Genomic DNA, 23,157 nt, shown 5'->3' with positions numbered 1-23,157 from the left:
CCCGACCACCCGCCACCCGGCCAGGGCCCGTCAGCGGGGCACCGCCCGAGCCGCCGCCGACCCGGACCGCGAGGAACCCGGCCGGACGGCAGGCAGGCCCGGGGAACCGCCCCGCTCACGCCGTCGCCGCCGAACACCCTGACCACGCACACAGCCGGCGGCCGACAACGCACCAGGTAGGGCCGCCGACCTTCGTCGTCGCCGCCAACGACCTGGCACCCCAGCGGCCCGCCGCCCGGCCGGAGTCCATGAGCGGGGTACCTGCTGGTCCCGTCGTTGCTGCTGTTCACCTTGCGCCCCGGCGGACCGGCGGACCGGCACTCCGGCGCCCCGGCGGACCGGCGCCCCGGCGGACCGCGAGGGCCCCAGTGCCCCAGTGCCCCGTCCCCTCATTGTCGGTCCGGTGCTCCTCGGCCGTCGTCTTCTCCCGGGCGGACGATGCCGGTCTCGTAGGCGTGCACGACGGCCTGGACGCGGTCGCGCAGCCCCAGTTTGGTCAGCACGTTGCCCACGTGCGTCTTCACCGTCGTCTCGCTCACCACGAGCGTCTCGGCGATCTCGGCGTTCGAGCGCCCCCGCGCGAGCAGCCGCAGGACCTCGCGCTCCCTCTCGGTCAGCCGGTCCATCTCCGTCGACGGCCGCTCGCGCGTGCTCGGAAGGTGGTCGGCGAACCGGTCGAGCAGGCGCCGCGTGACCGTGGGGGCGACGATCGCCGCCCCTTCCGCGACCACCCGGATCGCCCCCGCCAGCTCCTCCGGCGGGACGTCCTTGAGCAGGAACCCGCTCGCCCCCGCGCGCAGCGCCTCCACGACGTACTCGTCCAGGTCGAAGGTGGTCAGCACGAGCACCCGGACGGTCTGCCCCGCACCCCGCGCCCACGCGAGGATCTCCCGGGTGGCGTCGATGCCGTCCTTGCCCGGCATGCGGATGTCCATCAGCACCACGTCGGGCAGCAGGCGCTTGGTCGAGGACACGGCGCCGTTGCCGTCGGAGGCCTCCCCCGCGACCGAGATGTCGTCCTCGGCCTCCAGGATGAGCCGGAAGCCGGTGCGCAGGAGCGGCTGGTCGTCGACGAGCAGTACACGGATGGCCATGCCCCGGATTCTTCCCGATCCGCGCCCCCGCGGGCACGCCGCGCCCCCGTCCGGGCCGGTTCCGGTCCGCGGAATCGCGTCCCCGGCCCGCGCCCGCGGCCCCTCCCCCGATCCGCCACCGCCCCTGATCTGGGCCGCGGCGCGACCCGCCGGACGGCGCCCCGGTTCTCCCGGTTTCACCCGCGAACTGCGACCATGAGGCTCGTGACGGACCTCACCAGCGCACCGCCCCCGCCGCCGCCAACCCTCCGCCCCGCGGCGGCGTCCCACCCCGTGGCGCGCCCCCGGAGGATCCCGGACACGCCCGCCGCACGCCCCACTCCCCGTCGAGAACCGAAATAGCGAGAACCGCCCATGGCCGACGACCCGCAACAGCGGCCGACCCCGACGAGCGAGGACAACCTGCTCAGCAGGCTCCGCGACTGGCGTGCCTCCAAGGAGGCGGAACTGCACGCCGAGGGGCTGGAGGACGAAGCCGTCGATATGCCCGACCCGCGCGCGATCGACCTGGTCCTGCGCGTGGGCGAACTGCTGCTGGCCAGCGGTGAGGGCACCGAGGCCGTCAGCGAGGCCATGCTGAGCCTTTCGGTGGCCTTCGAGCTGCCCCGCACCGAGGTGTCGGTGACCTTCACCGTCATCTCCCTGTCGACGCACCCCGGCGGCGACAGCCCGCCCATCACCGGCGAGCGCGTGGTGCGCCGCCGCGCCCTCGACTACTTCCGCGTGAGCGAGCTGCACACCCTGGTACAGGAAGCCGCACTCGGCATGCTGGAGCTCGAAGGGGCCATCGCCCGCCTCCAGGCCATCAAGCACGCCCGGCCGCCCTACCCCGGGTGGCTCATCATCACCGGCTTCGGGCTCATCGCCTCCAGCGCCAGCCTCATGGTCGGGGGCGGGTTCCTCGTCGCCACGGCGGCGTTCATCGCCACGGTCCTGGGCGACCGGGTCGCCGCGGTCACCGCCAAGCGCGGGATCGCCGAGTTCTACCAGATGGCCCTGGCGTCGGCGACCGCCTCCAGCATCGGGGTGCTGCTGCTGTGGATCAGCAGCGTCCTCGACCTGGGCCTGTACGCCGGCGCGATCATCACCGGCAACATCATGGCGCTGCTGCCCGGGCGGGCGCTGGTCGCCAGCCTCCAGGACGGGATCAGCGGCAGCTACGTGTCGGCGTCGGCGCGGCTGCTGGAGGTCTTCTTCACCCTCGGCGCGATCATCTCCGGCGTCGGCGTCGTCGCCTACACCGCCGTGCAGTTGGGCGTCGACATGGACCTGGACGACCTGCCGTCGGCGGGCATGTCGGTGGACCCCATCGTGCTGGTGGGCGCCGCCGGGATCGCCGTCGCCTTCGCCGTCTCGCTGGCCGTGCCGCCGCGCATGCTCCTGGCGATCGGCGTGATGGGCGTGGTCATCTGGCTGCTGTACGCCGGGGTGCGCATCGCGTTCGACGCGCCGCCGATCATGGGCACCGTGGCGGGCGCCGGGGCGATCGGGGTGTTCGCCCACGCGCTGTCCCGGCGCACCCGGCGGTCGGTGCTGCCCTACGTCATCCCCGCCATCGCCCCGCTGCTGCCGGGGAGCATCCTGTACCGGGGCCTGCTCCAGATCACCCTGGACCACCCCGTGTCCGGCCTGCTCAGCCTGTCCGAGGCGGTGACCGTGGGGCTGGCGCTCGGTGCCGGCGTCAACCTGGGCGGCGAGCTCGTGCGGGCGTTCCAGCGCGGCGGGCTGGCGGGCGCCGGACGGCGGCACCGTCCGGCGGCCCGCCGGACCCGCGGCGGGTTCACCTGAGGGGCCGACTGGGCCCCTCCGGCGTCGGGGCGCGTTCGCGCGGGCGCTAGGGTCGGCCCATGATCGCCGTTCCCGACCGGGCCTCGCGCCCCGACCTCTGGCCCGGCGACCCCGAGGGCGCCCGCGCACTGCAGGAGCGGCTCGCCCCTGAGGTCCGTGTGGAGCCGCTGGACGCCGGGGCGGTGCGGCTCGCCGCCGGTCTGGACGTGTCCTACTCCTCCGAGGAGGACCGGCTGGTGGCCGCGGCGGTCGTGCTGTCACTGCCGGACCTGGAGGTGGTGGAGGCCGCGACCGCGGACGCGGCGCCCGCCTTCCCGTACGTGCCGGGCCTTTTCGCGTTCCGCGAGCTGCCGCCGCTGCTGGAGGCGATCGGCCGGTTGACGGTGGAGCCGGACGTGTTCGTGTGCGACGGGTTCGGCTTGGCCCACCCGCGCCGGTTCGGGCTCGCCTGCCATCTGGGATGGCTGTTGGACCGCCCGGCGATCGGCGTGGGCAAGTCGCCGTTCGTGGGCCGCTCCGACGAGCCGGGGAGCGAGCGCGGCTCCCGCGCCCCCTTGGTCGCCGACGACGGCGCGGAGGTGGGGTGCGCGCTGCGAACCCGGACGGGAGTGCGCCCCGTGTACGTGTCCGTGGGCCACCGGGCCGACCTTGAGGGCGCGGTGGACCTGGTGCTGCGCCTGACGCCGAGGTACCGCCTCCCCGAGACGGTGCGCGAGGCCGACCACCTGTCCCGCGAACGCCTGAAGGAGCCGGCGGCCGCCGACGGGCCCGCGTAGAGCCCGGGGGCGGGCACGGACCGCGGCCGCCCGTCGCGCGCGGATGCGCCCCGCTGTAGGACGCGGACCCCGCCTCCCCGGTTCAACGGATGGCCCATACCGGCCGACCTTCACCCCGGTTCGATCCAGGCCCTGGTACGACGCGTCGGATTCTCTATAAAGACGCGGCAGAGTGTGCCGCACACCACTATGGTGCTTTTGGGGGTGGTCACCCGCTCCCGTGGACACGACCGAATCCGGAGGCGCGCGATGTGCCGTCACGAACCCCCGTGCCCGTCCTTCACCGCCAACGACCGCGAGGCGGCCCGAGTGGTGGCCGTCCACCCGGAGCAGGGCTGGAGCCTGCTGTGCAACGGCGTCGTGCTTTTCGAGGACACCGGCGAGCTGCTGCCCGACGGCAAGACTATCGCCCCCCACCGCCCCGCCGTGCACCCGGCGGCCTGACCGCCGGACGGTCCCGGCCGAGCCGGGAGCGCCGATCGACCGACGGGGAAGGCGAGGAGCGACCCGCTTCCCCCTCCCCCGTCCCGGGCCGACCGGTGGGACGGGCGCCCTGGGGAAGGGCCGCGGGACCCTGCCGACGGACCCCGCTGATGGGACCCGCTGACGGGACCCCGGCGTGCGGGCGCCCGCCGCGCGGAACGCCTGCACCGGTACTCACCGCACGGGGATGCGTTCCCCCAGCCACCCGGCGACCACGGCGCCGACCCCCTCAGGGTCCTTGGACAGCTCATGCCGCTCGCCCGGCCGCACTTCCAGCGTCTGCGCGTCGGCCGCGTCGGGGACCCCGAACGGGTCGCGGTCCCCGTTGACCACGAGGACCGGCACACCGGCCCCTTGCAGCTCCCCGGCGCGCGACTTCTCCGGCTTGCCCGGGGGATGCAGCGGGAAGGCCAGCGCCACCACGGCGTCCGCCCCCAGCGCCGACGCCGTCCGGCAGGCCACACGCGCCCCGTTGCTCCGCCCGCCGAGCACCAACGGGATCTCCGCCGCGTTCGGCTCGGCCCGCAGCTTCTCGATCATGGCCGACCAGGCCAGGTCCTGTGGTCCGGTGTTGGCGCCCGGCATGCGCCGCCCCGCGACACGGTAGGGCTGCGTCACCCGCGCCACCGCCCCTCCTGAGGCGAGCACGGCGTCCCGCACGGCCAGGATGTCCGGGGCGTCCACTCCCCCGCCCGCGCCGTGGGTGATCGCCAACAGGTAACGCGCGTCCCCTTCGGGCCACTCCACCTCGGCACGCCCTGGGCCCTTCGGGGTGTCGATCTCGATCTCCATGGTTCCCAACCTAGGCGTTCCGCCCTGGGCTTTCGGTGATCCATTCGGTGATCCAGGGGCGCGGGACCTCGTGGCCCCCTCGGGGGGCTACTGCTCGATCACCCACCTCCTCGAAGGCGCCGCTCCGGAGGCGCCGACCCCTTGCGCCCCTCGCACCCGACGGCCCCTTGCCGGTTTATATGCGAATCGCATATATTCGCGCCCATGACACCACCTCGCCTCGAAGATGCGGTCGACCGCTGGCACGCCGCCGTGAACGGCGGCGATCCCGACCGGGCGGCGGCCGCCGTCACCGACCCCGTCGTCGTCCTCGGCCCGAAGGGGGCCGGTCCCCTCTCGCCCCCGGACTTCGCCGACTGGGTGCGGCGCTCCGGGATCCGCATGCGCCCCACCTCCTGGCACCCCGTCAGCGACCGCCTCATGGTGGTCGAACAGGAGGCCGCCTGGCCTCAGAGCGAGCGCCCCTCCCGCGTGGCCACGGTCTTCCGGGCGGACGGCGACCGCATCTCGGCCGCTCTGCGGCAGCCGGACCTCGCATCCGCCCTGGAGCTGGCCGTCATCTGCCGGGAAATGGCGGCCACGGAGTGAACGCCGACGGCCCACCGAAGGCAGCGGAGCGAGCCGAGGGGCCCGGGCAGGCCCTCTTCGCCTTCGTCCGGCACTGGTCCCGGCGGTGGAACGGGCCCACCGACCACGCCGCCGCCCGACAGGGCCGCCTGGTCCTCGCCACCGAGGCCGTCCACGCCCTCCAGGCGCGGGGCGGGGCGCCGGTGACGGTCAACTCCGTCGCCCGGGAGATCGGGATCGACCAGAGCGGCGCCTCCCGCCTGGTCAAGGACGCGGTCGAGACGGGACACCTGGAACTGCGGCCATCGGCGGACGACGCCCGCCGCCGCGAGGCATCGGTCACCGCCGCGGGCGCCGCACTGCTCCGCGACGCCCACCGCTGGCAGGAAGAGGCGTTCGCCCTCCTCACCGAGGACTGGACCGAGGAGGAGCGCGCCGGGTTCCACCGGGCCATGGTCCGCCTGCTCGACCGCTCACACGCCGTGGAGCCCTGACACCGACCGGTCCGCGCCCTCTCACCCCAGGTCCGGCCAGCCCTCCGGGAGGACGTCCTCGGACGAGCCCGCCGCCTTCCGCAACCGCTCGCGGAAGTCGTCGTGCAGGGCCCGCCCCCACACGAACTCGCTCGGCGTGCGCACCGCCTCCTCCAAGGCGCCCCGCAGCTCGGCCACGCGCGCTTCGCCCTCCACGAGCGGGAGCGCCGCGCGTGCGTGCGCCGCGCCGAGCGCCGCGAACAGCTCGCCCGCCAGCATGGGCGTACTCCCCTCGGCCTCGGCCGTTTCCAGGTACGGCTCCCACCACTGGGCCTCGTCCGCCCCCTCGGCCTCCGGGTCGGGTTCGAGGAATCCCCTGCGGAGCCGGGAACGGACCTCACCTGCCACATCGGCGTCGGTGTGCCGCGTCCCCTCCTCCCAGACCTGCGCCGCCGACTCCTGGTCGCCGCGCACGGCCAGCAGGCGGGCCAGCAGCTCGTAGGCGGTCGCCGCGGCGGGCGCGGGTACATCGGCGGCGGGAAGGGAGGGATCGCCGACCGCCCGGCCCCGAGGGGCGGCGGTGTCGACGACGATGCCGAACTGTTCGATGGCGCGCTCCACGTGCACGGCCCCCAGGAGCATGCGCAGCCCCGGGTGCTCGCCCGCTTCGAGGCCGCGTCGCACCGCCGCCTCGGCGCGTTCGGTCTCGCCGCGCGCGAGGAGGCGTTCGGCGTAGTCCTGCGCGGCGTCCGGGACGGAGTCGGAACCGCCCGCCAGCGCGCGCTCCCAATGCCCGCGCGCCACGTCGGCGTCGCCCCGCTCCTCGGCGGCGCGGGCCAGCCCGTGGTGGGCGGCGGGCGCGTAGCCTTCGTGACCCGAGTCGAGCACGGCGGTCCAGGCGCGCTCGGCGTCGGCGAGCAGTCCTTCCTCTTCACAGGAGAGGGCGAGGTGGTAGGCGGCGCGGGGCGCGTATTCGGGGTGGCCGGTCTCCATGGCGGCGCGGGCGGCCTCACGGGCCTCGGACACCTGCCCGGCGCTGTGCCGGGCGACCGCCAGGCCGAGCGCGGCGGCGGCCCTGTGCTCGCGGGAGCCGCCTTCCAGGACCTTCTCGTAGAGCTGTGCGGCCCGGGCGAAGTGGCCGTTGTGCGCGAGGTCGCGCGCCTGGTCGCAGAGGTCGGCGAACGCGGATTCGTCTCCGGCGGCGTCGGAGGGCGAGGAGGAACCGGTCGTCGCGGTCATGCAGGCAACTCTCCACAGGGGGCGGGATCCGCCGCGCAGGCGCGGCGGAGGCGCTGTCCCTCGGAGAGTAGCGGGTGCGCGGGGCCGTTCCGATCCACCCTGCCCGGGTGTTGACGAACGATTCGGGGGAGGCCGGGCAGGGGCGGAACCGGGTCAGTCGTAGGAGATGAACCTGCCGCTGTCGATCTCCATCTCAAAGGGGTCGGTGATCTTGAAGGTCTCCCCGAACCCGTACTTCGCCGTGTCAGACACCTGGGGCGCTTTTCCCTGTCTCCCCTTCATTTCACCCGCAATGCGGCGGCGGCGCCAGCACCCGCTCCGGGTACCGGCGCCGCCGACCGCCTGACAGGGCCATCGGCCCGGCTCACTCCTCGAACGCCTCCGGCGGCGGGCAGGAGCAGACCAGGTTGCGGTCGCCGTAGGCCTGGTCGATGCGGCCCACCGGCGCCCAGTACTTGTACCGGCGCAGCCGGGAGACCGGGTACCCGCCCTCGGCGCGGGTGTAGGGGTGCTCCCACGCATCGGCGGTCAGGGCCTCCGCCGTGTGAGGGGCGTTCTTGAGCGGGTTGTCCTCCGGGTCGTACTTCCCGTCGGCCACGCGGTCGATCTCCTGGCGGATCGCGACCATCGCCTCGATGAAGCGCTCCAGCTCCTCCAGGTCCTCGCTCTCGGTGGGCTCCACCATCAGGGTGCCCGCCACCGGGAACGACATGGTCGGGGCGTGGATGCCGTAGTCGATCAGCCGCTTGGAGACGTCCTCGTTGGTGATCCCCGTCTTCTTGGCGATCTGCCGGATGTCGATGATGCACTCGTGCGCCACCAGGCCGTTGTCGCCGGTGTAGAGCACCGGGTAGTACGGCTCCAGGCGCTTGGCCAGGTAGTTGGCGCTGAGCACCGCCGCCTCGGTGGCCCCGCGCAGGCCCGCCTCGCCCATCATCCGCACGTACGCCCAGGAGATCTGCAGGATGCCCGCCGACCCGAACGGCGCCGCCGACACCGGGCCCACGCCCGTGTGCGGCCCCGCGTCCGGCTGGCCCGGGTGGTTGGGCAGGTACCCGGCCAGGTGCGAGCGCACCGCGACGGGCCCCACGCCGGGACCGCCGCCGCCGTGCGGGATGCAGAAGGTCTTGTGCAGGTTCAGGTGGCTGACGTCGGCCCCGAACCTGCCGGGCTTGGCCCACCCGAGCAGCGCGTTGAAGTTGGCGCCGTCGACGTAGACCTGGCCCCCGGCCCCGTGCACGAGGTCGCACACCTCGGTGATGGTCTCCTCGAACACCCCGTGGGTGGAGGGGTAGGTGACCATGATGGCCGCGACCCGGCCCTCGTGCTTGGCGAGCTTGGCGCGCAGGTCCTCCAGGTCCACGTTGCCGCTGTCGTCGCAGGCCACGACCGCCACCCGCATGCCGGCCATGACGGCGCTGGCGGCGTTGGTGCCGTGCGCCGAGCTGGGGATCAGGCACACGTCGCGGTCGGCCTCGCCGCGCCCGCGGTGGTAGCCGCGGATCGCCAGCAGGCCGGCCAGCTCGCCCTGCGACCCCGCGTTGGGCTGCAGCGACACCGCGTCGTAGCCGGTCACCTCGGCCAGCCAGCGCTCCAGGTCGCGCACCAGGGACACGGTCCCGGCGGCCTGGTCGAGCGGGGCCAGCGGGTGCAGCCGGGCGAACTCCGGCCAGGTCACCGACTCCATCTCGGCGGTGGCGTTGAGCTTCATGGTGCACGATCCCAGCGGGATCATGGTGCGGTCCAGCGCCAGGTCGTAGTCGGCCAGGCGGCGCATGTAGCGCAGCAGCGAGGTCTCGCTGCGGTGGGTGTTGAACACCTCGTGGTCGAGGTAGTCCACGCCGCGGCGCAGGTCCTGCGGCAGGTGCGAGGACGGCTCGGGGGCGGGGCGCTCGGCCTTGTCGCCGCCGGAGAAGGCGGCCAGCACGGCGGCCAGGTGGCCGTCGGTGGTGGTCTCGTCGCAGCTGATGCCGACGGTGTCGTCGTCGACCCGCAGCAGGTTGACGCCGCGCTCGGCCGCGGCCTCGACCTTCCCGGCGGCCCCGTTGGGCACCCGCACGCGCAGGGTGTCGAAGAAGTCGTCGTGCACGACGGTGAAGCCGCGGTCGCGCAGCCCGGCGGCGAGCCGGGCGGTCTGCCGGTGCACCCGCTCGGCGATCGCCCGCAGCCCGTGCGGACCGTGGTAGACGGCGTACATCCCGGCCATGACGGCCAGCAGCACCTGGGCGGTGCAGATGTTGCTGGTGGCCTTCTCGCGGCGGATGTGCTGCTCGCGGGTCTGCAGGGCCAGCCGGTAGGCGGTCTTGCCCGCGCCGTCGACCGACACGCCGACCAGGCGGCCGGGGAGCTGGCGCTGCAGGCCCTCGCGCACCGACATGTAGCCCGCGTGCGGTCCGCCGAAGCCCATGGGGACGCCGAAGCGCTGGGTGGAGCCGACCGCGATGTCGGCACCGAGCTCACCGGGGCTGCGCAGCACGGTCAGGGCGAGGATGTCGGCGGCGACGACCGCCATGGCGCCCTTGTCGTGCGCGGCGTCGATGACCGGGCGCGGGTCGCGCACCGCGCCGGCGGAGGACGGGTACTGCACGAGCACGCCGAACGCCTCGTCCTCGGGCAGGCCCTCGGTGAGGTCGGCGACCACGACCTCGATGCCCAGCGGCTCGGCGCGGGTGCGCAGCACCGCCAGGGTCTGCGGGAAGACGTCGGCGTCCACGATGAAGGTGGAGCTCTTGGACTTGGTGGCGCGCCGGGCCAGGGTCATCGCCTCGGCGGCGGCGGTGGCCTCGTCCAGCAGGGAGGCCCCGGAGACCGCCAGGCCGGTCAGGTCGGAGACCATGGTCTGGAAGTTGAGCAGGGCCTCCAGGCGGCCCTGGGAGATCTCCGGCTGGTAGGGCGTGTAGGCCGTGTACCAGGCGGGGTTCTCCATGATGTTGCGCAGGATGACCGGCGGGGTGACGGTGTCGTAGTAGCCGCGGCCGATCATCGGGGTGCGCACGGTGTTGCGGTCGGCCAGGGACCGCAGTTCGGCCAGCGCCTCGGTCTCGCTCGCCGCGGCGGGCAGGTCCAGCGGGGCGGGCGAGCCCGGCGCGGTGAGGATGCTGTCGGGCACGGCCGCCGCCATCAGCTCCGCGGGGGAGTCGTACCCGACCGTCTTGAGCATCTCGGCGAGCGCGGCCGGGTCGGGACCGATGTGCCGGTCGGCGAAATCGCGCGCCGGCCCCCCGTCGGTCGCGCGGTTACGGGTCGGCTGGTCCGGCATGGAGACCTCCTGGTCGCATTGGCCGCACGTCGCGGCCGCTGTCCTGTCCGGTCTCCCCCTCTGTCGCTCGCCGCCGTGCGGCCGCGGGCTCGCGACCGTGCGGGCTCGCTCCGCACGCCGCCGCTCCAGAGTGGCCTCCTCCGCGCGGTCCCTGGTGCCTGAGAGGTTACTGGGGAGTATTGCCCCGTCGGCGCCCCTGCCGGGGTCTCTCCCGCACGGTATCGACGGCCCGATGATGAACTTGTCCTTCGATTATCCACCGATCCGCCGGATTCGCACGATTCCGCGCCGCGGAGGATCACCTCGGTCCGGGTCCGGCGCGCCTGCGCACCGCCCGCCCCGAGGACGGTGGATACCCGACCGTACTCGATGCCGCACGGCCGCGCGCATCCGGGCCCGGATGCGCGCGGGGCCGGTCGAGGCGCTGGTCGGGCCGGGCGGGGCGGGGCCGGCGCCCCGGCGCGGCCCGCCGCTCAGCCCGTCTTGCGCTCGCGGCGCCGCCGGGCGAGCTCGTCTCCGGGGTGCGGCTCGTCCGGCAGCGGCTCGGCCAGCCGCTCGCCCGGGAGCTGCCCCAGCGCGCCCTCCAGTTCCCGCCACACGCGCCCCAGGGCGATGCCGAACATCCCCTGGCCGCCCTGCATCAGCTCGACGACCTCGCCTGGCGAGGTGCACTCGTAGACGCTCACGCCGTCGCTCATGAGGGTGATGTGCGGGAGGTCGGACGTGTCCCGCCCGCGCAGGTGGTCGACGGCGGTGCGGATCTGCTGGAGGGAGATGCCGGTGTCCAGCAGCCGCTTGACCACCTTGAGCAGCAGAACGTCCCGGAAGCTGTACAGAGGGATGTCGCCCGTCCCGGGCTCGGGGCGGACGCTCGGCCCGACCAGGCGGGTGCGCGCCCAGTAGTCGAGCTGGCGGTAGGTGACCCCCGCCGCCGCACACGCCGTTGGGCCGCGATACCCGACGTCCATAGGCAGCGCCACCACGTCCTCTTCACACAGCAGGCCCTGCTCCCCCGCTCGCCGTATCGCCATCGCCGATCGCCCGGAGACGGAGGCCTGATGATTGCCGCTCGTAACCGCCACGCCGAAACCTCCGGCTCCTCAGCCCACGGCGGGTCGACAGGGGGTTGCGAAGGGTACGCCGCAGGTGTTTCGACATTGAAGGTAAGCCGGTGCGCCAGAGAGCGTCAACGACACTCATCGGCGCGTCGCGGAACCTTTCGACCGCCTTCCGGCGCCCCGCGACACGATGTTCGTTTCCGCAGCTCACCACCATGATATGGGGCATGCACCCAAGGTGGGTCGACAACACGCCGCCGCGCGCCGCCCCTGACGGCGCGCGTCCCCGGCGCCCCAAGGGGCCGGTGACCCGCTGTGACGTGCACCACGGGCCGACGCCGGTTCCGTGGTCACAGGCGCCCTCGCGCAGGGTGAGGGCGGCCGTGTACGGCCAGTGGTGCTCGAACCCGGGCCCACGCGGGGACGACCGGGGACAGCCCCTCCCCGGGGCCACGGAGCCCCGGCGCCCCGAAAGGACCGCATGCCCTCCCTCTCCCCCGTCCCCGACGCCGTGCCCGGGACCGCACCGTGATGGCCCCCTCCCACGCGGCGACCGGCGCATTGGCCGGGGTCGCCGCGACGGCCGCGGCCGCGGCCGCGTTCGGGTGGCCCGCCGGGTTCGCCGACCTGGCGGCCGCCGCGGGGATCGGCGCCGGGGCCGCGCTCCTCCCCGACCTGGACCACCCCCGCTCGACGGCCTCCCGGTCCCTGGGACCGGTCACCGGCCTGCTGTCGCGCGCGGCGCAGGCCGCCTCGGCCGCGGTCTTCCGGGCCACGCGGACGCACCGCGACGCGGCTGGGGACGGCCGCCACCGGTACCTGCTCCACACGCCCGTGTTCGCGCTCGCGGTCGGCGCCGCCGCCGGGGCGGCGAGCACCGCATGGCTTCCCGCCCTGGCCGCCGTCGTCTGGTTCACCCTGGCCCTGGCCCTGCGGGGCCTGGGCCGGGCGCTGCCGAAGGGGCCCACCCGCCGCGGCCTCTCCGCCGGGCCGGCCGCGTTCCTGTTCGCCGGGCCGGCGACGGTGCTGCTGGTCTGGGGCGGGGTGAGCACGGGGCCGCACGTCGGGGCGGCGCTCGCCCTGGGCATGGTGGTGCACGACCTGGGCGACGCGCTCACCCGGAGCGCCGTCCCGCTGGCCTGGCCCGTGAAGGTGCGGGGCCGACGGTGGGCGATGGTGGGCGCGCCCCGGGGCCTGCGCTTCACCACGGGCGACCGGGCCGAGCACGCCATCCGGTGGGCGTGCCTGCTCGCGGCCCCGGCGCTCGGCGCCGCCCATCTGGCGTTGTGACCTCACGGTCCGGCGCTCCCGGCCGCGGGTCGGATGCGCTGAGGCATCGGTGTCCTCTCATCCGGGGATAGGGGATGCTCCGCCGACAGGACGCTCAGGCCCGCCGGAGGGTTTGCCGACCCCCCTTACAGACGCGCGGGCGATCGCGCGGAGGGCGGCAGCCTACGGCACCTCCCCCGTCTACCGCCTGTGAAATGCCCGCAAAGAGGGCTCAAACGGAGGGCGCGCCCGCATGCGGTGCCGTTCGCTGCGCGGTTGCCTGAGGCGGGCGCCCGTGACAGGTCCGCACGACGGCGGACCGGCGCCCCGGCGCGCGAGGGGGCGGTGTCCACACGGGGGCCGGCTCCGCCGCATGCGGCCCGAGCGGTTCAGACGGGGACGTACGCAGGACGGCGACGACCAGGAGGCGTGATGGCGGACGGCATCCGATGAGCCCGTACTCCGCGTATCCCCGTGGCGCGCGCGACCCCGGGTGGGCGGCGCTCGGCGCGGCGGCCGCCGCGATCGCCCTCCCCCTGCTCGCATGGCCGCTCGCCGGGATGCTCCTCCCCGACTCCTCGACGGTGCCCTCCGAGCGCCCGGTGCTCCTCGGCGAGTCGGAGGACTACGAGGCCACGGCCCGCTTCGAGCGCGGCTGGACCCAGCTCCCCGCCGAGAGCACCGAGGGCGAGCTGCTCGTCTTCCGGCGCGGCCGCGTGATGCTGCAGGTCCGGCTCGTGCATCCGCCGCCCGGCGCCCCTGAGGGGGCTCGGGACCTGTGGCGGGGCCTCGAACGCATCACCCGCACGACCGAACCGTCGGCGCGGTTCGGCGAGCCGTCCGAGATGACCGCGGACCAGGGCGCCCAGGGGCTCAAGGGCCCGGTGGAGGGCGACACCGTGTCCGGCAAGGCGGCGGTGTTCCCCTCCCCCGGCGGCGGGTTCGCCGTGGAGTTCACGGCCACGGCCGACCGGTACGCCGCAGTGCACGATGTCCAGGCCGCCGACCACGTCATGGAATCGGTCGCGTTCTCCGAGGAGGAGCGATGAGCCCGACCTCCATCATGGCGGCCCGCGGCCCTCGCCTGGCGGCGGCCGTCGTCTTCGTCGCGGCGTGCGCCCTGGGCGGCGCGGCGCTCGTGAACGGGCTGGGCCCCATGGTGGCCGCCTTCCCCGCCGAGACACTGCTCGCAGCCGTGGTCCTCGCCGCGGTGTCCGCGGTGGGAGTGGCGGTGCTGCTGCGCCTCAGGCCGATCCGCCCGCCCGACGGCGCCTCGGCGGCCGCGGCCGTGGTGTGGGGCGGCGTCGCCGCGACCGGCTGCGCGCTGATCGCCAACGACGCCCTGAACGCGGTCTGGTCCAAGTCCGGAGGGACCGCCTTCGCCGCGCAGTGGGGCGCGGCGCTCACCGCACCGGTCAACGAGGAGGCCGTCAAGACCGCCGGGGTGGTGCTCATCGCCGTCGCCCTGCCCTCGGCCCTGCGCGGTCCGGTGGACGGCCTGATCCTCGGCGCCCTGACGGGCCTGGGCTTCCAGACGGTCGAGAACGTGATCTACGCGCTCAACTCGGTCGTGGCGGGCGGCGCCACCGACGGGGCGCTGTCGGTCGCCCAGTCCCTGGTGCTGCGGGTCGGGGTGACCGGGCTCGGGACGCACTGGGCGATGACCGCGATCGCCGGGGCGGGCGTGGGGCTGCTCGCGGCGGCGCAGTGGCACCCGAACGCGCGGCGCGCCTGGGCGGCGACGCTGGCCGTGGCGTCGGCGGTGGCGCTGCACGGGTTCTTCGACGCCCCCGTGCTGAACGGGACGGTGGCGGGCCTGGCGGTGAAGACGTCCCTGCCGTTCGTGTGCGTGGTCGCGGTGTACGTGGCGGCGCGCCGCTCCTATGTGCGCCGGGTGCGCGGCGCCCTGGTGGTCGAGGGCGAACGTGTGGGCCTACCGCGTGCCGAGGCGCTGGCGCTGTCGAGCCGACGGGGCCGCCGCGCCGCGCTTCGGCAAGTCCCGGCCTCCGACCGTCCGGCGGCCGCGGAACGGCAGCGAGGGACCCTCGGGGCAGCGGAGCTTCGCGTGGCGGTCGGCCGCCCCGATGAAGAGGAAGGGCAGGGCGCCGGGGAGGACGGGGCGGAGAGCCGCGGGGACGGCCCATCACCCTCCTCCGGTGCCGCTCCCGAGTAACGCCGCGGCGGTCCCACAGGTCAGGGGGCCGTTCGGTGCCACCGGTCGAGGAACGAACCGACGACCGAGGTGAACTGGTCCGGTTCCTCCTCGTACAGCCAGTGGCCGCATCCGGGGAACTCCACCGTCTCGACGCCGGAGCGCGCGCTGCGCATGCGCTCGGACTCGGCCGCAGAGAGCATGAAGCTGTCACCTCCCCGCAGCAGGAGTGCGGGCTGCTCCGTCGCCTTCCAATCGGCCATGTGGTCACCGATGAGCGCGCGCTGGGAGGCCATGAGGTCGCCGTGGTCGAAGAGCAGGCCCCATCCGTCGTGGAACTCCTCGGCGCTCTGCATGAAGAACCAGGACGGTACCCCGCGCGCTTCGATGGCCTGTGCCAGGGCTTCGCGGGTGGGAGCACGGCGCGGCCAGTCGGAGACGTCGAGCACCGGTTCGACGTCGGGGCGCTTGTTGACCGTGCCGATGTCCACGACCGCCAGCGCCCGCACGAGCCCGGGGAAGCGTGCCGCCAGACGGTAGGCGACGATGCCGCCCATCGAGTGGCCGATGACCGCGACGGGGTCGACGCCGATCCGGTCGACCAGCTCTGCGGCGTCGTGCACGTACTCGTCCGGGGTCAACGGCGGCCCGCCCTCGGAGTGGCCGTGTGCGCGCTGGTCGGGTGCGACCACTCGGAAGCGCCCCTTCAACGCCTCGGCGAGCGGGGCGTACACCGACCCGCGGGAGAAGTGTCCGTGCAGCGCCAGGACGGCGGGCCCGTCGCCGCCGGAGTCCAGGACCGCGAGGCGGCGCCCGCGAACCGTGTGCAGGCTCTTTTCGAACACACCCGGATTCACCGCGCCATCCTGCCGAGGCGTCAGGCGGGCCGCAACCGGTGCGGCACCCCACCCGGCCCTTGTGTTCCGTCTCGGGTTGATCGAAAGTCCGCAAGCACCGTCCCGCCCCCGCCATGCACCGGGTGTAGGGGAGCGCCCGGCGCCGCTCCCCGCCGATCACAGCGGTGGGCCGCCGATGCCGACCTCGTTGCCGTCGGGGTCCCGGAAGACCGCCTTCCGGACGCCGTTGTCATAGGTCCCGCGCTCGGACGGCTCCAGGCCGCGTCCGGCGATCGCCGCGAGGCGGGCCTCGAAATCGTCCGAAGAGCGTGTGCACAGCGTTCCCGGCGCGCTCGGGCAAGGCCTCGATGTACATGTACCGGTGCTCGGCGATCTCCCACACCGCCTCGGCGTCGTCGGGCCGGAACACCGGCGGGGCGCCGAACAGACGCTCGTACCAGGCGGTCGCCGCATCGAGGCCGTTCACGGGCACGCCTGCGAACATGTCCACGGTCATGCGGGAAGCCTACGACGCCGGGACGACGCATGCCCGGCACTCGGGCGATCGGCCGCCACACCCCGCACCTCCCGCAGCGGCCCGACCGCCTTCAGTAATCTTCCGGCTGTGATCAGCACAGACGCGCGCGACGAGGAACGGTTCCGGGTGGCGGTCATCGGAGCCGGGCACCTCGGGGAGGCGGTGCTCGGCGGGCTCCTGCGGGCGGGTCTTCCCGCGCGGGACGTCGCGGTGAGCACCCTTCCCGCCGAGTGGGCCCACACCCTCGCCGGCCGCCATGGGGTGGCGGCGGGCACGGACAACGCGGCCGCCGCCGACGGCGCGGACATCGCCCTGGTCGCGGTGCCGCCGTCGGCCGTGCCCGCGGCGGCGGCCGAGGTGGGCTCCGCCCTGCCCGCGGGGCGGTCGCGGTGTCGCTGGCGGCCGCGGTGCCGCTCGCGCGGTTCGAGGAGGCGCTGGGCCCCGGGCGTCCGGCCGCGCGGGCCATGACCAACACCGCCGCGGCGGTCGGCCGGGCCATGACGGCGCTGGTCGGCGGCATCCACCTGGACGGCGGGGCCAGGGCGCGGGTCGGCGGCCTGTTCTCCCGGATCGGGTCGATCGCCTGGGTGGGCGAGGACGCGATGGACGCGGTCACCGCCGTGGCCGGGTCGGGCCCGGCGTTCCTCTACCACCTGGCCGCGTCCATGGCCGACGCCGCCGTCGGCCAGGGCCTTCCGCCCGGCGAGGCGCGGGCGGCCGTGGTCCAGACCCTGTACGGCGCGGCGTCGCTGCTGCGGGAGGCCGACCGGGGCCCGGCCGATCTGACCGCCGAGGTGGCCACACCCGGCGGGACGACCCGGGAGGCGCTGGACCGCCTGGACGCACGCGGTGTGCCGGAGGCGGTCGCCGAGGCGGTGGCGGCCGCGGCCGAGCGCAGCAGGCGGCTGGCCGAGGACGCCGGGCGCACGTGAGGGGGCGCGGAGGAGGCGTCCCCCTCCGCGCCCCGGTGCCCCCGGCGGGTGCCGCTCACTCCATCGGCTGGGCGTGCCTGCCCTTGGGCGCCTGGGGCATGCCCTCCTCCGACGCGCGCTCCTGGTCCATCTCCATGTCGGCCCCCGCCATGGGGCCCGGCTGCGCGGCCGTCCCGACCGGGGCCGCCTGCGCGTCGGACTGCCCCGCGCGGTAGGCGCGGCCGCTGTCGGCGGCGCCCGCGCTCGGGGCCCCGCTCGGCCAGCCCGCCGTCAGGCCGTAGATGGCCAGCACGTCCACGGCGATCGCGACCAGCGACCAGAGCGGGAACGCGGCCAGGAAGCCCAGCTGCGCCACCGCGTTGACCCCGACCAGGACCACCGCCAGCGTCCGCGCCCACATGTGCCCGGTGAACAGGGCCAGCCCGGCCGCCATCAGCACGGCGCCCCAGACGGTCAGGAGCAGTCCCCACCCGGACATGTCGAGGACGAGCATCTCGCCGCCGGCCACCGCGTAGTAGTCGGGGCGCATCATTGCGACGATCCCCTGCACCAGGTTGACCGCTCCGATCATCAGCAGCAGTACGGCTCCGAAGACCATCCATCCGTTCGTGCGCGACGCTTCCATGCTCGGCCTCCTCGGTACGGGTCTCCCGCGGTCGCCGCACGGGGCGGCGGCCGCGGGTGTCGCGGTCCCTTCTCTGGGGCGTGATGCCCACGGCGCGTCCGGTGACGGCCACGGCCCGGCAAAGAAGGGGCACTTGTCGGCAAACCGCCCGCATGCACGCCGGCTCAGGCGAGTGCGACGAGCTCCCGGTAGTCCTCGCTCCACAGGTCCTCGTCGGCGTCCGGGAGCAGCAGCACGCGGTCGGGCCGGAGCGCGTCGACCGCCCCCTCGTCGTGCGTCACCATCACGATCGCCCCCTGGTACGCCCCGACCGCGGACAGCACCTCGCCGCGCGAGGCGGGGTCGAGGTTGTTGGTCGGCTCGTCCAGCAGCAGCACGTTGGCGCCCGAGTGGACCAGCCCGGCCAGGGCCAGCCGGGTCTTCTCGCCCCCGGAGAGCACGGAGGCGGGCTTGTCGGCGTCGTCGCCCGTGAAGAGGAACCCGCCCAGCACGCGCCGCGCCTCGCCCTCGGTCAGCCCCGGAGCCGCCGCCACGAGGTTGGCCAGGACGCTGCTCCCCGGGTGCAGTGTGTCGTGCTCCTGGGCGAAGTAGCCGATGCGCAGTCCGTGGCCGTGCACGACGCGCCCGTCGTCCGGTGCCTCCCGGCCCGCCAGCAGCCGCAGCAGTGTCGTCTTCCCTGCACCGTTGTAACCGAGCACGACCAGGCGCGTCCCCCGGTCGACGGCCAGGTCCACACCTTCGAGGACTTGGTGGCCGCCGTAGGACTTGGCCAGGGAGACCGCCCCCAGCGGGGTCCTGCCGCACGGCGCGGGCTCGGGCAGGCGGATGCGCGCCTTCCGCTCCGCCCTGGGCACGGGTTCGGTCTCGGCCAGCATCCGCTCGGCCCGCCTGGCCATGTTCTTGGCCGCGACCGCGGTCGACGAGCGCGCCCTCATCTTGTCGGCCTGGGCGTGCAGGGACGCGGCCTTGCGCTCGGCCCCCGCCCGCTCACGGGCGCGACGGCGTTCCTCCGCCGCGCGCTGGTCGAGGTAGCCCCGCCAGCCCACGTTGTGGACGTCGAGCGCGGCCCGGCGGGGGTCGAGGTGGAACACGCGGTCCACGACGTCGGAGAGCAGCCCGGTGTCGTGGCTGATCAGAACCAGGCCGCCCCGGTGGGCGCGGAGGAGGCCGCGCAGCCACGCGACCGCGTCGGCGTCCAGGTGGTTGGTGGGCTCGTCCAGCAGCAGCATGCCGTCTGCGCCCGCGAACAGGATGCGGGCCAACTCGACGCGCCGCCGCTGCCCCCCGGAGAGCGTGCCGAGCGGTGCGTCCATCACCGGGTCGTCCAGGCCGAGCCCGGCGGCCAGGCGCGCCGCCTCGGCCTCCGCCGCGTGGCCGCCCGCCGCTTGGAACTCGGCCTCCGCCCAGCTGTAGGCGCGCATGGTGCGCTCCAGCTCATCCGGTGCGGCGGCGCGGGCCATGGCCTCTTCGGCGAGCCGCAGCGCCGCTGACGCCGTGTCCAGTCCGCGGGCGGACAGGACGCGCCCGGTGGCGGTGGCGGCCTGGTCGGCGGCGCGGGAGTCCTGGGGCAGGTAGGCCACGGGGCCGTGGCGCACGATGGCGCCGGAGGCGGGGGCGGCGGCTCCGGCCATGGCGGTCATCAGGGTCGTCTTGCCCGCGCCGTTGCGGCCGATGAGGCCGACGCGGTCGCCCGGGGAGACGGTGAGGGTGACGTCGGAGAGCAGCGTGCGGGCGCCCGCGCGCAGCTCGACACCGCTGAGGGTGATCATGGGAAATACGCTCCGAACAAGCAGAAGGACACACTTCACGTGGGGAAGCGGGTCCTTCGCTAAGAGATTCGGGGCGTCGACATGCCTGTCAGGGTAGCGGCGGGCGGGGTCGGAGGGGCAACGGGTTTTCCGCCCGGCCCCTGCGTTCGCGCACGGGGGCCGCTGCCCGGACCCCCTGGAACGCAGAGCGGGTGGCCGTCCCCGCTCGACGACCACCCGCGGTCCCGGTCTCGGGGACCGGAACTGATGCCACAGTATCGGGTCGCCCCAGGTCGTCACGCCGCGTCGGCCGACTGCGGCCACCTTCGGCCGACCTGCGCAAACACGTCAACCACTTGGGCCCCTCACGCGTCCCTCTCCTACTGCCGCGTTCGGTTCCCCTCCGGGGCGTCCCCGGGGGGCCGGGGGTCGACGGTGTACAGGATCCCCTGAAACGGCGACGGGGGCCAGGGGTGCGGGAGGGGAAGGCGCCCGCTCCCCGAGCGGGCCCGGGTTCACCCCCCACCTGGTGCGGAGGCGGCGGGGGCGCCGGTGCACAAGAGGCGTGCGGCAGCCGGGAGGGGCGAACTGCCGCACACTTCATTGTCGCGCGGGCGCCCCGCCCCCACAGGGAAACCGCGACTTCTGCGACGGAAGCGCACGAAGCGCCGCGCGGGACCGGCGGGCCGCCGCGCCCGGGACACGGGAACGGGGCGCGCCCCTCAAGGCGCGCCCCGCGTCGCGTTCCGCCGCGGCCCTCCGTCGCGGAGGGGCGGGGTCAGGCCGCGCCGACGTTGACGTCGACGCAGGCGTAGAAGGCGTTGGCGGTGTCGGCGACGTTCCACACGGCCAGGACCTTCTGCTGGCCGCTGTAACCGCTCAAGTCCACGTTGTGGGTGACGGTGGAGGGGGGCTGCTGGCCGTGCCCGTCGACGGTCGCGACGCGGTCGCCGCCGACGTAGTACTCCCAGTCCGCGGTCGCGTGCCGGGCGGTGAAGGTCCAGGTGAAGTCGAGGCTGGTGCCGACGGGCTCGACCGACCAGCCCTTGGAGTCGTCGTCGAGCTCGGCGAAGGCCTCGTTGCCCCCGCTGCAGCTGGTCAGGCCCTTGGGGCCTTCGACGCTCTGCGGCTCCCACTTGATGGGGCCGCACTCGACGGTGCCCTCGGCGCACTGCGCCTGGCGGCTGGGGGGCGAGGAGACGTATCCGTGGGCGTAGGCGGCGCTGGTGGGAAGGAGGGCCAGGGCCAGAGGGGCGGCGGCCAGGACGGTGGCCGCCTGGACGGACTTCCTGCGCAGGTGCATCGCGTGCCCTTTCGTGCGGGTCGCGTCCCCCGCGGACCGTGTGGGCGGTCCGGCCTGCCGGGAGGATCGCCGTTCAGCGGGGATCGGGGCGGCGGGCGGCCCCTGCCGACCGGCCCCCGCGGGGTGCCGACCGGCCATGGTGAACCTAAGAAGGCGCCCAAGAAAAAGATAGGAATCTTTTCAATTCTTGTGCGGTGCACAATCCCCCCGTCCTGCGCGGACGGTCGGCGGTCGTACCCGCCCGCCCCCTCCGCCGAACGCCGCATCCGCGTCGCCCCGATCCCCCGACGCGATCGGCGGGCACCACGGCGCGGCCCCGCCCGGCCCACACGCTTCCCGGAAAACCGGGCGCCCGCTCCCCCGGAACGCCGCCGATTCCGCCGCGATCAGCGAAAAGGAATTCCCACCCGAACGGATTCCCGCACCGCGGCCGGACCGTGCTAGCATCCGTCACTCGCGGCGACCCGGACCTGCGCCCCGCAGGGCCGTGCCGGACAACGGGCCACGGCCCGGATCCGCTTCCGCAGTGCTTCCGGCCCCTGGCTCGATCGTTCTCCATTCGCACGGTCTCGAACTGCCAGGGAGTGCGCCCGGTGCGCGTCTACTGTGCGGTGTTCGCCCTCGGGCTGCGCCGCTATTCCACCTATCGTGCCGCCACGGCGGCCGCCGTCTTCACCAATGTCGTCTTCGGCCTCATCAACGCCTCGGTCCTTCTGGCGCTCTTCCACGCGCGCCCCGAGATCAACGGCTACGACGCGACGGACGCCGTCACGCACGTCTTCGTCGCCCAGGCCCTGATGGGCCCGGCCGCCGTGATGGGGCCGCCGCTGGAGCTGGCCGAGCGCATCCGCACCGGAGAGATCGCGGTGGACCTGATGCGCCCGGCATCGCCACTGGCCTGGTGGCTCTCCCACGACATGGGCCGGGCGGCCTTCACCGTCGCGGCCCGCAGCGTGCCCACCTTCGCCGCGGGGGCGCTGGTGTTCCCGCTCGCCCTTCCGGACGACCCGGCGCGGTGGGCGTGGGCGGCCGGGACACTGGTCCTGGCGTCGCTGATCGGGTTCGCCTTCCGCTACCTGTACGCGGCCAGCGGCTTCTGGCTGCTGGACGCCAAGGGCGTGTCGGCCGTGTCCCACCTGCTCGCCCCGGTGTTCGCGGGCATGCTGATCCCGCTGGTGCTCTTCCCGCCGCCGGTGGCCGACGTGCTGCGCGTCCTGCCGTGGGCGGCGATGGTGCAGGTGCCCGTGGAGGTGTTCCTCGGCAAGGACACCGTCCCCGGCGGCGGGCCCGCCGGGGCGCTGGCGCTCCAGGCCGCGTGGGCGGCGGTCCTCCTCGGGCTGGGGGCGCTGGTGACCGCCCGCGCGGAGCGCAGGGTGGTGGTCCAGGGTGGCTAGCCTCCCCTCCGCACTCCGGCGCGGCCGGGCGCCGCGGATACCCGTCTACCTGCTGCTGGTCTGGACGTGGTGCCGGGCGGCCGCCCAGTACCCCGGGTCGCTGGCGCTGCTGGCCCTGGCCCAGGCGTGCTCGGCCGCGGCCGAGCTGACGGCGGTGCTGGTGGTGTTCGGCCACGCGGGCGAGCTGGCGGGCTTCACCGCGCGCGAGGCGATGCTCGTCTACGGCCTGGCGGCGCTGGCCTTCGGCACGGCCGACCTGCTGATGGGGTCGGTGGAGCGCATCGGGGACCACATCCGCACCGGCTCGCTGGACACCCTGCTGGTGCGGCCGGCCTCGGCGCTGGTCCAGCTCGCCGCGGACCGCTTCTCCCCGCACCGGCTCGGCAAGGCCGTGCCCGCGGCCGCCATCGCGGGCTACGCGCTCGCCACCCTGGACGTGCCGTGGACCCCGGGCCGGGTGGCGTACACGCCCGTACTGGTGGCCAGCGGGGTGGCGATCTGCTGCGCGATCTGGACCATCGGGGCGTGCCTGCAGTTCTTCATCACCGACGCCCGGGAGGTCGCCAACTCGGTGACCTACGGCGGGCAGGCCCTCACCGAGTACCCCCTGGGCATCTACGGCCGCGAGATCGTCCGCGCGGCCACCTTCACCGTGCCGCTGGCGTTCGTCACCTGGCAGCCCGCGCTGTACCTCCTCGACCGCCCCGACCCCACCGGCCTGCCGGAGTGGCTGCGCTTCGCCCCGCCGGCCGTGGCCGCCGTGCTGTGCGCCCTGGCCGCCCTGGCGTGGCGCACGGGGCTGCGGCACTACCGATCCACCGGGAGCTGACC

22 protein-coding genes and 1 riboswitch are annotated in these 23,157 nt (G+C 74.7%); of the genes, 12 read left to right on the top strand and 10 right to left on the bottom strand.

Annotation, left to right across the window (positions count from 1 at the left end):
• Positions 1-389 precede the first annotated feature (389 nt).
• A complete protein-coding gene (locus O4U47_RS07255) occupies positions 390-1,094 on the bottom strand; it encodes a response regulator (RefSeq protein ID WP_270676836.1) in 705 nt (234 codons plus the stop codon).
• A gap of 354 nt (positions 1,095-1,448) precedes the next feature.
• Between O4U47_RS07255 and O4U47_RS07250 the strand changes: the two genes are divergently transcribed.
• From O4U47_RS07250 to O4U47_RS07240, 3 genes are all read left to right on the top strand, one after another.
• Positions 1,449-2,882 (top strand): threonine/serine exporter family protein, encoded by a 1,434-nt coding sequence (locus tag O4U47_RS07250; protein ID WP_270676835.1) that lies wholly within the window; start codon positions 1,449-1,451, stop codon positions 2,880-2,882.
• Positions 2,883-2,941: 59 nt separating this feature from the next.
• On the top strand, positions 2,942-3,658 hold the full coding sequence (locus O4U47_RS07245) for an endonuclease V (protein ID WP_270676834.1): 717 nt from the start codon (positions 2,942-2,944) through the stop codon (positions 3,656-3,658).
• Between the two features lie 249 nt (positions 3,659-3,907).
• Positions 3,908-4,102: a DUF5999 family protein gene (locus O4U47_RS07240; protein WP_270676833.1), complete on the top strand. Its 195-nt coding sequence runs from the start codon at positions 3,908-3,910 to the stop codon at positions 4,100-4,102.
• A 213-nt stretch (positions 4,103-4,315) separates the two neighbouring features.
• Here O4U47_RS07240 and O4U47_RS07235 read toward each other — a convergent pair whose 3' ends face one another.
• Positions 4,316-4,933: an alpha/beta hydrolase family protein gene (locus tag O4U47_RS07235; RefSeq protein WP_270676832.1), complete on the bottom strand. Its 618-nt coding sequence runs from the start codon at positions 4,931-4,933 to the stop codon at positions 4,316-4,318.
• A 204-nt stretch (positions 4,934-5,137) separates the two neighbouring features.
• Here O4U47_RS07235 and O4U47_RS07230 point away from each other — a divergent pair, with 204 nt between their 5' ends.
• Together O4U47_RS07230 and O4U47_RS07225 are read left to right on the top strand one after the other, a co-directional pair.
• On the top strand, positions 5,138-5,521 hold the full coding sequence (locus tag O4U47_RS07230) for a hypothetical protein (RefSeq protein WP_270676831.1): 384 nt from the start codon (positions 5,138-5,140) through the stop codon (positions 5,519-5,521).
• Positions 5,518-5,994: a MarR family winged helix-turn-helix transcriptional regulator gene (locus tag O4U47_RS07225; RefSeq protein WP_270676830.1), complete on the top strand. Its 477-nt coding sequence runs from the start codon at positions 5,518-5,520 to the stop codon at positions 5,992-5,994. The genes O4U47_RS07230 and O4U47_RS07225 overlap by 4 nt, the downstream gene beginning before the upstream one ends.
• Before the next feature lie 21 nt (positions 5,995-6,015).
• Here O4U47_RS07225 and O4U47_RS07220 read toward each other — a convergent pair whose 3' ends face one another.
• From O4U47_RS07220 to O4U47_RS07210, 3 genes are all read right to left on the bottom strand, one after another.
• Positions 6,016-7,212, bottom strand: a complete 1,197-nt coding sequence (locus tag O4U47_RS07220; protein ID WP_270676829.1) for a tetratricopeptide repeat protein — start codon at positions 7,210-7,212, stop codon at positions 6,016-6,018.
• Positions 7,213-7,576: 364 nt separating this feature from the next.
• Positions 7,577-10,471, bottom strand: a complete 2,895-nt coding sequence (gene gcvP, locus O4U47_RS07215; protein ID WP_270676828.1) for an aminomethyl-transferring glycine dehydrogenase — start codon at positions 10,469-10,471, stop codon at positions 7,577-7,579.
• A 135-nt stretch (positions 10,472-10,606) separates the two neighbouring features.
• Positions 10,607-10,695: riboswitch (glycine riboswitch) on the bottom strand.
• A 249-nt stretch (positions 10,696-10,944) separates the two neighbouring features.
• Entirely contained in the window at positions 10,945-11,553 is a 609-nt protein-coding gene (locus O4U47_RS07210) for a MerR family transcriptional regulator (RefSeq protein ID WP_408638944.1), read from the bottom strand.
• A 507-nt stretch (positions 11,554-12,060) separates the two neighbouring features.
• Between O4U47_RS07210 and O4U47_RS07205 the strand changes: the two genes are divergently transcribed.
• The 3 genes from O4U47_RS07205 to O4U47_RS07195 all read left to right on the top strand — a co-directional run bounded on the left by O4U47_RS07205 (position 12,061) and on the right by O4U47_RS07195 (position 14,971).
• On the top strand, positions 12,061-12,819 hold the full coding sequence (locus tag O4U47_RS07205) for a metal-dependent hydrolase (RefSeq protein ID WP_270676826.1): 759 nt from the start codon (positions 12,061-12,063) through the stop codon (positions 12,817-12,819).
• A 428-nt stretch (positions 12,820-13,247) separates the two neighbouring features.
• Positions 13,248-13,847, top strand: a complete 600-nt coding sequence (locus O4U47_RS07200) for a hypothetical protein (protein ID WP_270676824.1) — start codon at positions 13,248-13,250, stop codon at positions 13,845-13,847.
• Positions 13,844-14,971 carry a PrsW family intramembrane metalloprotease gene (locus tag O4U47_RS07195; RefSeq protein ID WP_270676823.1) on the top strand — a complete coding sequence of 376 codons (1,128 nt, stop codon included), beginning with the start codon at positions 13,844-13,846 and terminating at the stop codon, positions 14,969-14,971. The genes O4U47_RS07200 and O4U47_RS07195 overlap by 4 nt, the downstream gene beginning before the upstream one ends.
• A gap of 20 nt (positions 14,972-14,991) precedes the next feature.
• On the opposite strand, the gene O4U47_RS07190 is transcribed toward O4U47_RS07195, so the two are convergent.
• Positions 14,992-15,795 carry an alpha/beta fold hydrolase gene (locus O4U47_RS07190; RefSeq protein ID WP_270676822.1) on the bottom strand — a complete coding sequence of 268 codons (804 nt, stop codon included), beginning with the start codon at positions 15,793-15,795 and terminating at the stop codon, positions 14,992-14,994.
• 241 nt (positions 15,796-16,036) lie between these two features.
• Complete coding sequence (locus O4U47_RS07185) at positions 16,037-16,303, bottom strand: hypothetical protein (RefSeq protein ID WP_270676821.1); 267 nt, start codon at positions 16,301-16,303, stop codon at positions 16,037-16,039.
• A gap of 108 nt (positions 16,304-16,411) precedes the next feature.
• Here O4U47_RS07185 and O4U47_RS07180 point away from each other — a divergent pair, with 108 nt between their 5' ends.
• Together O4U47_RS07180 and O4U47_RS07175 are read left to right on the top strand one after the other, a co-directional pair.
• Positions 16,412-16,792 (top strand): NAD(P)-binding domain-containing protein, encoded by a 381-nt coding sequence (locus O4U47_RS07180; RefSeq protein WP_270676820.1) that lies wholly within the window; start codon positions 16,412-16,414, stop codon positions 16,790-16,792.
• The gene (locus O4U47_RS07175; RefSeq protein WP_270676819.1) at positions 16,714-17,256 is read left to right on the top strand and encodes a pyrroline-5-carboxylate reductase family protein; all 543 of its coding nucleotides are present in this window, start codon (positions 16,714-16,716) and stop codon (positions 17,254-17,256) included. Before O4U47_RS07180 ends, O4U47_RS07175 begins: the two co-directional genes overlap by 79 nt.
• A 55-nt stretch (positions 17,257-17,311) precedes the next feature.
• Here the strand turns inward: O4U47_RS07175 and O4U47_RS07170 are convergent, their stop codons facing one another.
• The 3 genes from O4U47_RS07170 to O4U47_RS07160 form a co-directional block, all read right to left on the bottom strand.
• Positions 17,312-17,881 carry a DUF7144 family membrane protein gene (locus O4U47_RS07170; RefSeq protein WP_270676818.1) on the bottom strand — a complete coding sequence of 190 codons (570 nt, stop codon included), beginning with the start codon at positions 17,879-17,881 and terminating at the stop codon, positions 17,312-17,314.
• A 164-nt stretch (positions 17,882-18,045) separates the two neighbouring features.
• A complete protein-coding gene (locus O4U47_RS07165; protein WP_270676817.1) occupies positions 18,046-19,650 on the bottom strand; it encodes an ABC-F family ATP-binding cassette domain-containing protein in 1,605 nt (534 codons plus the stop codon).
• Positions 19,651-20,407: 757 nt separating this feature from the next.
• Entirely contained in the window at positions 20,408-20,932 is a 525-nt protein-coding gene (locus tag O4U47_RS07160; protein WP_270676816.1) for a lytic polysaccharide monooxygenase auxiliary activity family 9 protein, read from the bottom strand.
• A 593-nt stretch (positions 20,933-21,525) separates the two neighbouring features.
• Here O4U47_RS07160 and O4U47_RS07155 point away from each other — a divergent pair.
• Positions 21,526-22,326, top strand: a complete 801-nt coding sequence (locus O4U47_RS07155) for an ABC transporter permease (RefSeq protein ID WP_270676815.1) — start codon at positions 21,526-21,528, stop codon at positions 22,324-22,326.
• A complete protein-coding gene (locus O4U47_RS07150) occupies positions 22,319-23,155 on the top strand; it encodes an ABC transporter permease (protein WP_270676814.1) in 837 nt (278 codons plus the stop codon). The genes O4U47_RS07155 and O4U47_RS07150 overlap by 8 nt, the downstream gene beginning before the upstream one ends.
• Positions 23,156-23,157: the final 2 nt, after the last annotated feature.

The organism is Nocardiopsis suaedae (assembly GCF_027706745.1).
GTDB classification, from domain to species: Bacteria; Actinomycetota; Actinomycetes; order Streptosporangiales; family Streptosporangiaceae; genus Nocardiopsis_A; species Nocardiopsis_A suaedae.
The sequence above is the reverse complement of the archived record's forward strand: the minus strand, read 5'-3'. Positions and strand labels throughout refer to the sequence as shown.

Bases quoted from the DNA above. Each gene is read 5' to 3' on its own strand.
- O4U47_RS07250 (WP_270676835.1), top strand. From the start codon at position 1,449: ATGGCCGACGACCCGCAACAGCGGCCGACCCCGACGAGCGAGGACAAC.
- O4U47_RS07160 (WP_270676816.1), bottom strand. From the start codon at position 20,932: ATGCACCTGCGCAGGAAGTCCGTCCAGGCGGCCACCGTCCTGGCCGCC.
- O4U47_RS07240 (WP_270676833.1), top strand. From the start codon at position 3,908: ATGTGCCGTCACGAACCCCCGTGCCCGTCCTTCACCGCCAACGACCGC.
- O4U47_RS07165 (WP_270676817.1), bottom strand. From the start codon at position 19,650: ATGATCACCCTCAGCGGTGTCGAGCTGCGCGCGGGCGCCCGCACGCTG.
- O4U47_RS07235 (WP_270676832.1), bottom strand. From the start codon at position 4,933: ATGGAGATCGAGATCGACACCCCGAAGGGCCCAGGGCGTGCCGAGGTG.
- O4U47_RS07195 (WP_270676823.1), top strand. From the start codon at position 13,844: ATGAGCCCGACCTCCATCATGGCGGCCCGCGGCCCTCGCCTGGCGGCG.
- O4U47_RS07185 (WP_270676821.1), bottom strand. From the start codon at position 16,303: ATGACCGTGGACATGTTCGCAGGCGTGCCCGTGAACGGCCTCGATGCG.
- O4U47_RS07230 (WP_270676831.1), top strand. From the start codon at position 5,138: ATGACACCACCTCGCCTCGAAGATGCGGTCGACCGCTGGCACGCCGCC.
- O4U47_RS07255 (WP_270676836.1), bottom strand. From the start codon at position 1,094: ATGGCCATCCGTGTACTGCTCGTCGACGACCAGCCGCTCCTGCGCACC.
- O4U47_RS07200 (WP_270676824.1), top strand. From the start codon at position 13,248: ATGAGCCCGTACTCCGCGTATCCCCGTGGCGCGCGCGACCCCGGGTGG.
- gcvP (WP_270676828.1), bottom strand. From the start codon at position 10,471: ATGCCGGACCAGCCGACCCGTAACCGCGCGACCGACGGGGGGCCGGCG.
- O4U47_RS07205 (WP_270676826.1), top strand. From the start codon at position 12,061: ATGGCCCCCTCCCACGCGGCGACCGGCGCATTGGCCGGGGTCGCCGCG.
- O4U47_RS07220 (WP_270676829.1), bottom strand. From the start codon at position 7,212: ATGACCGCGACGACCGGTTCCTCCTCGCCCTCCGACGCCGCCGGAGAC.
- O4U47_RS07245 (WP_270676834.1), top strand. From the start codon at position 2,942: ATGATCGCCGTTCCCGACCGGGCCTCGCGCCCCGACCTCTGGCCCGGC.
- O4U47_RS07170 (WP_270676818.1), bottom strand. From the start codon at position 17,881: ATGGAAGCGTCGCGCACGAACGGATGGATGGTCTTCGGAGCCGTACTG.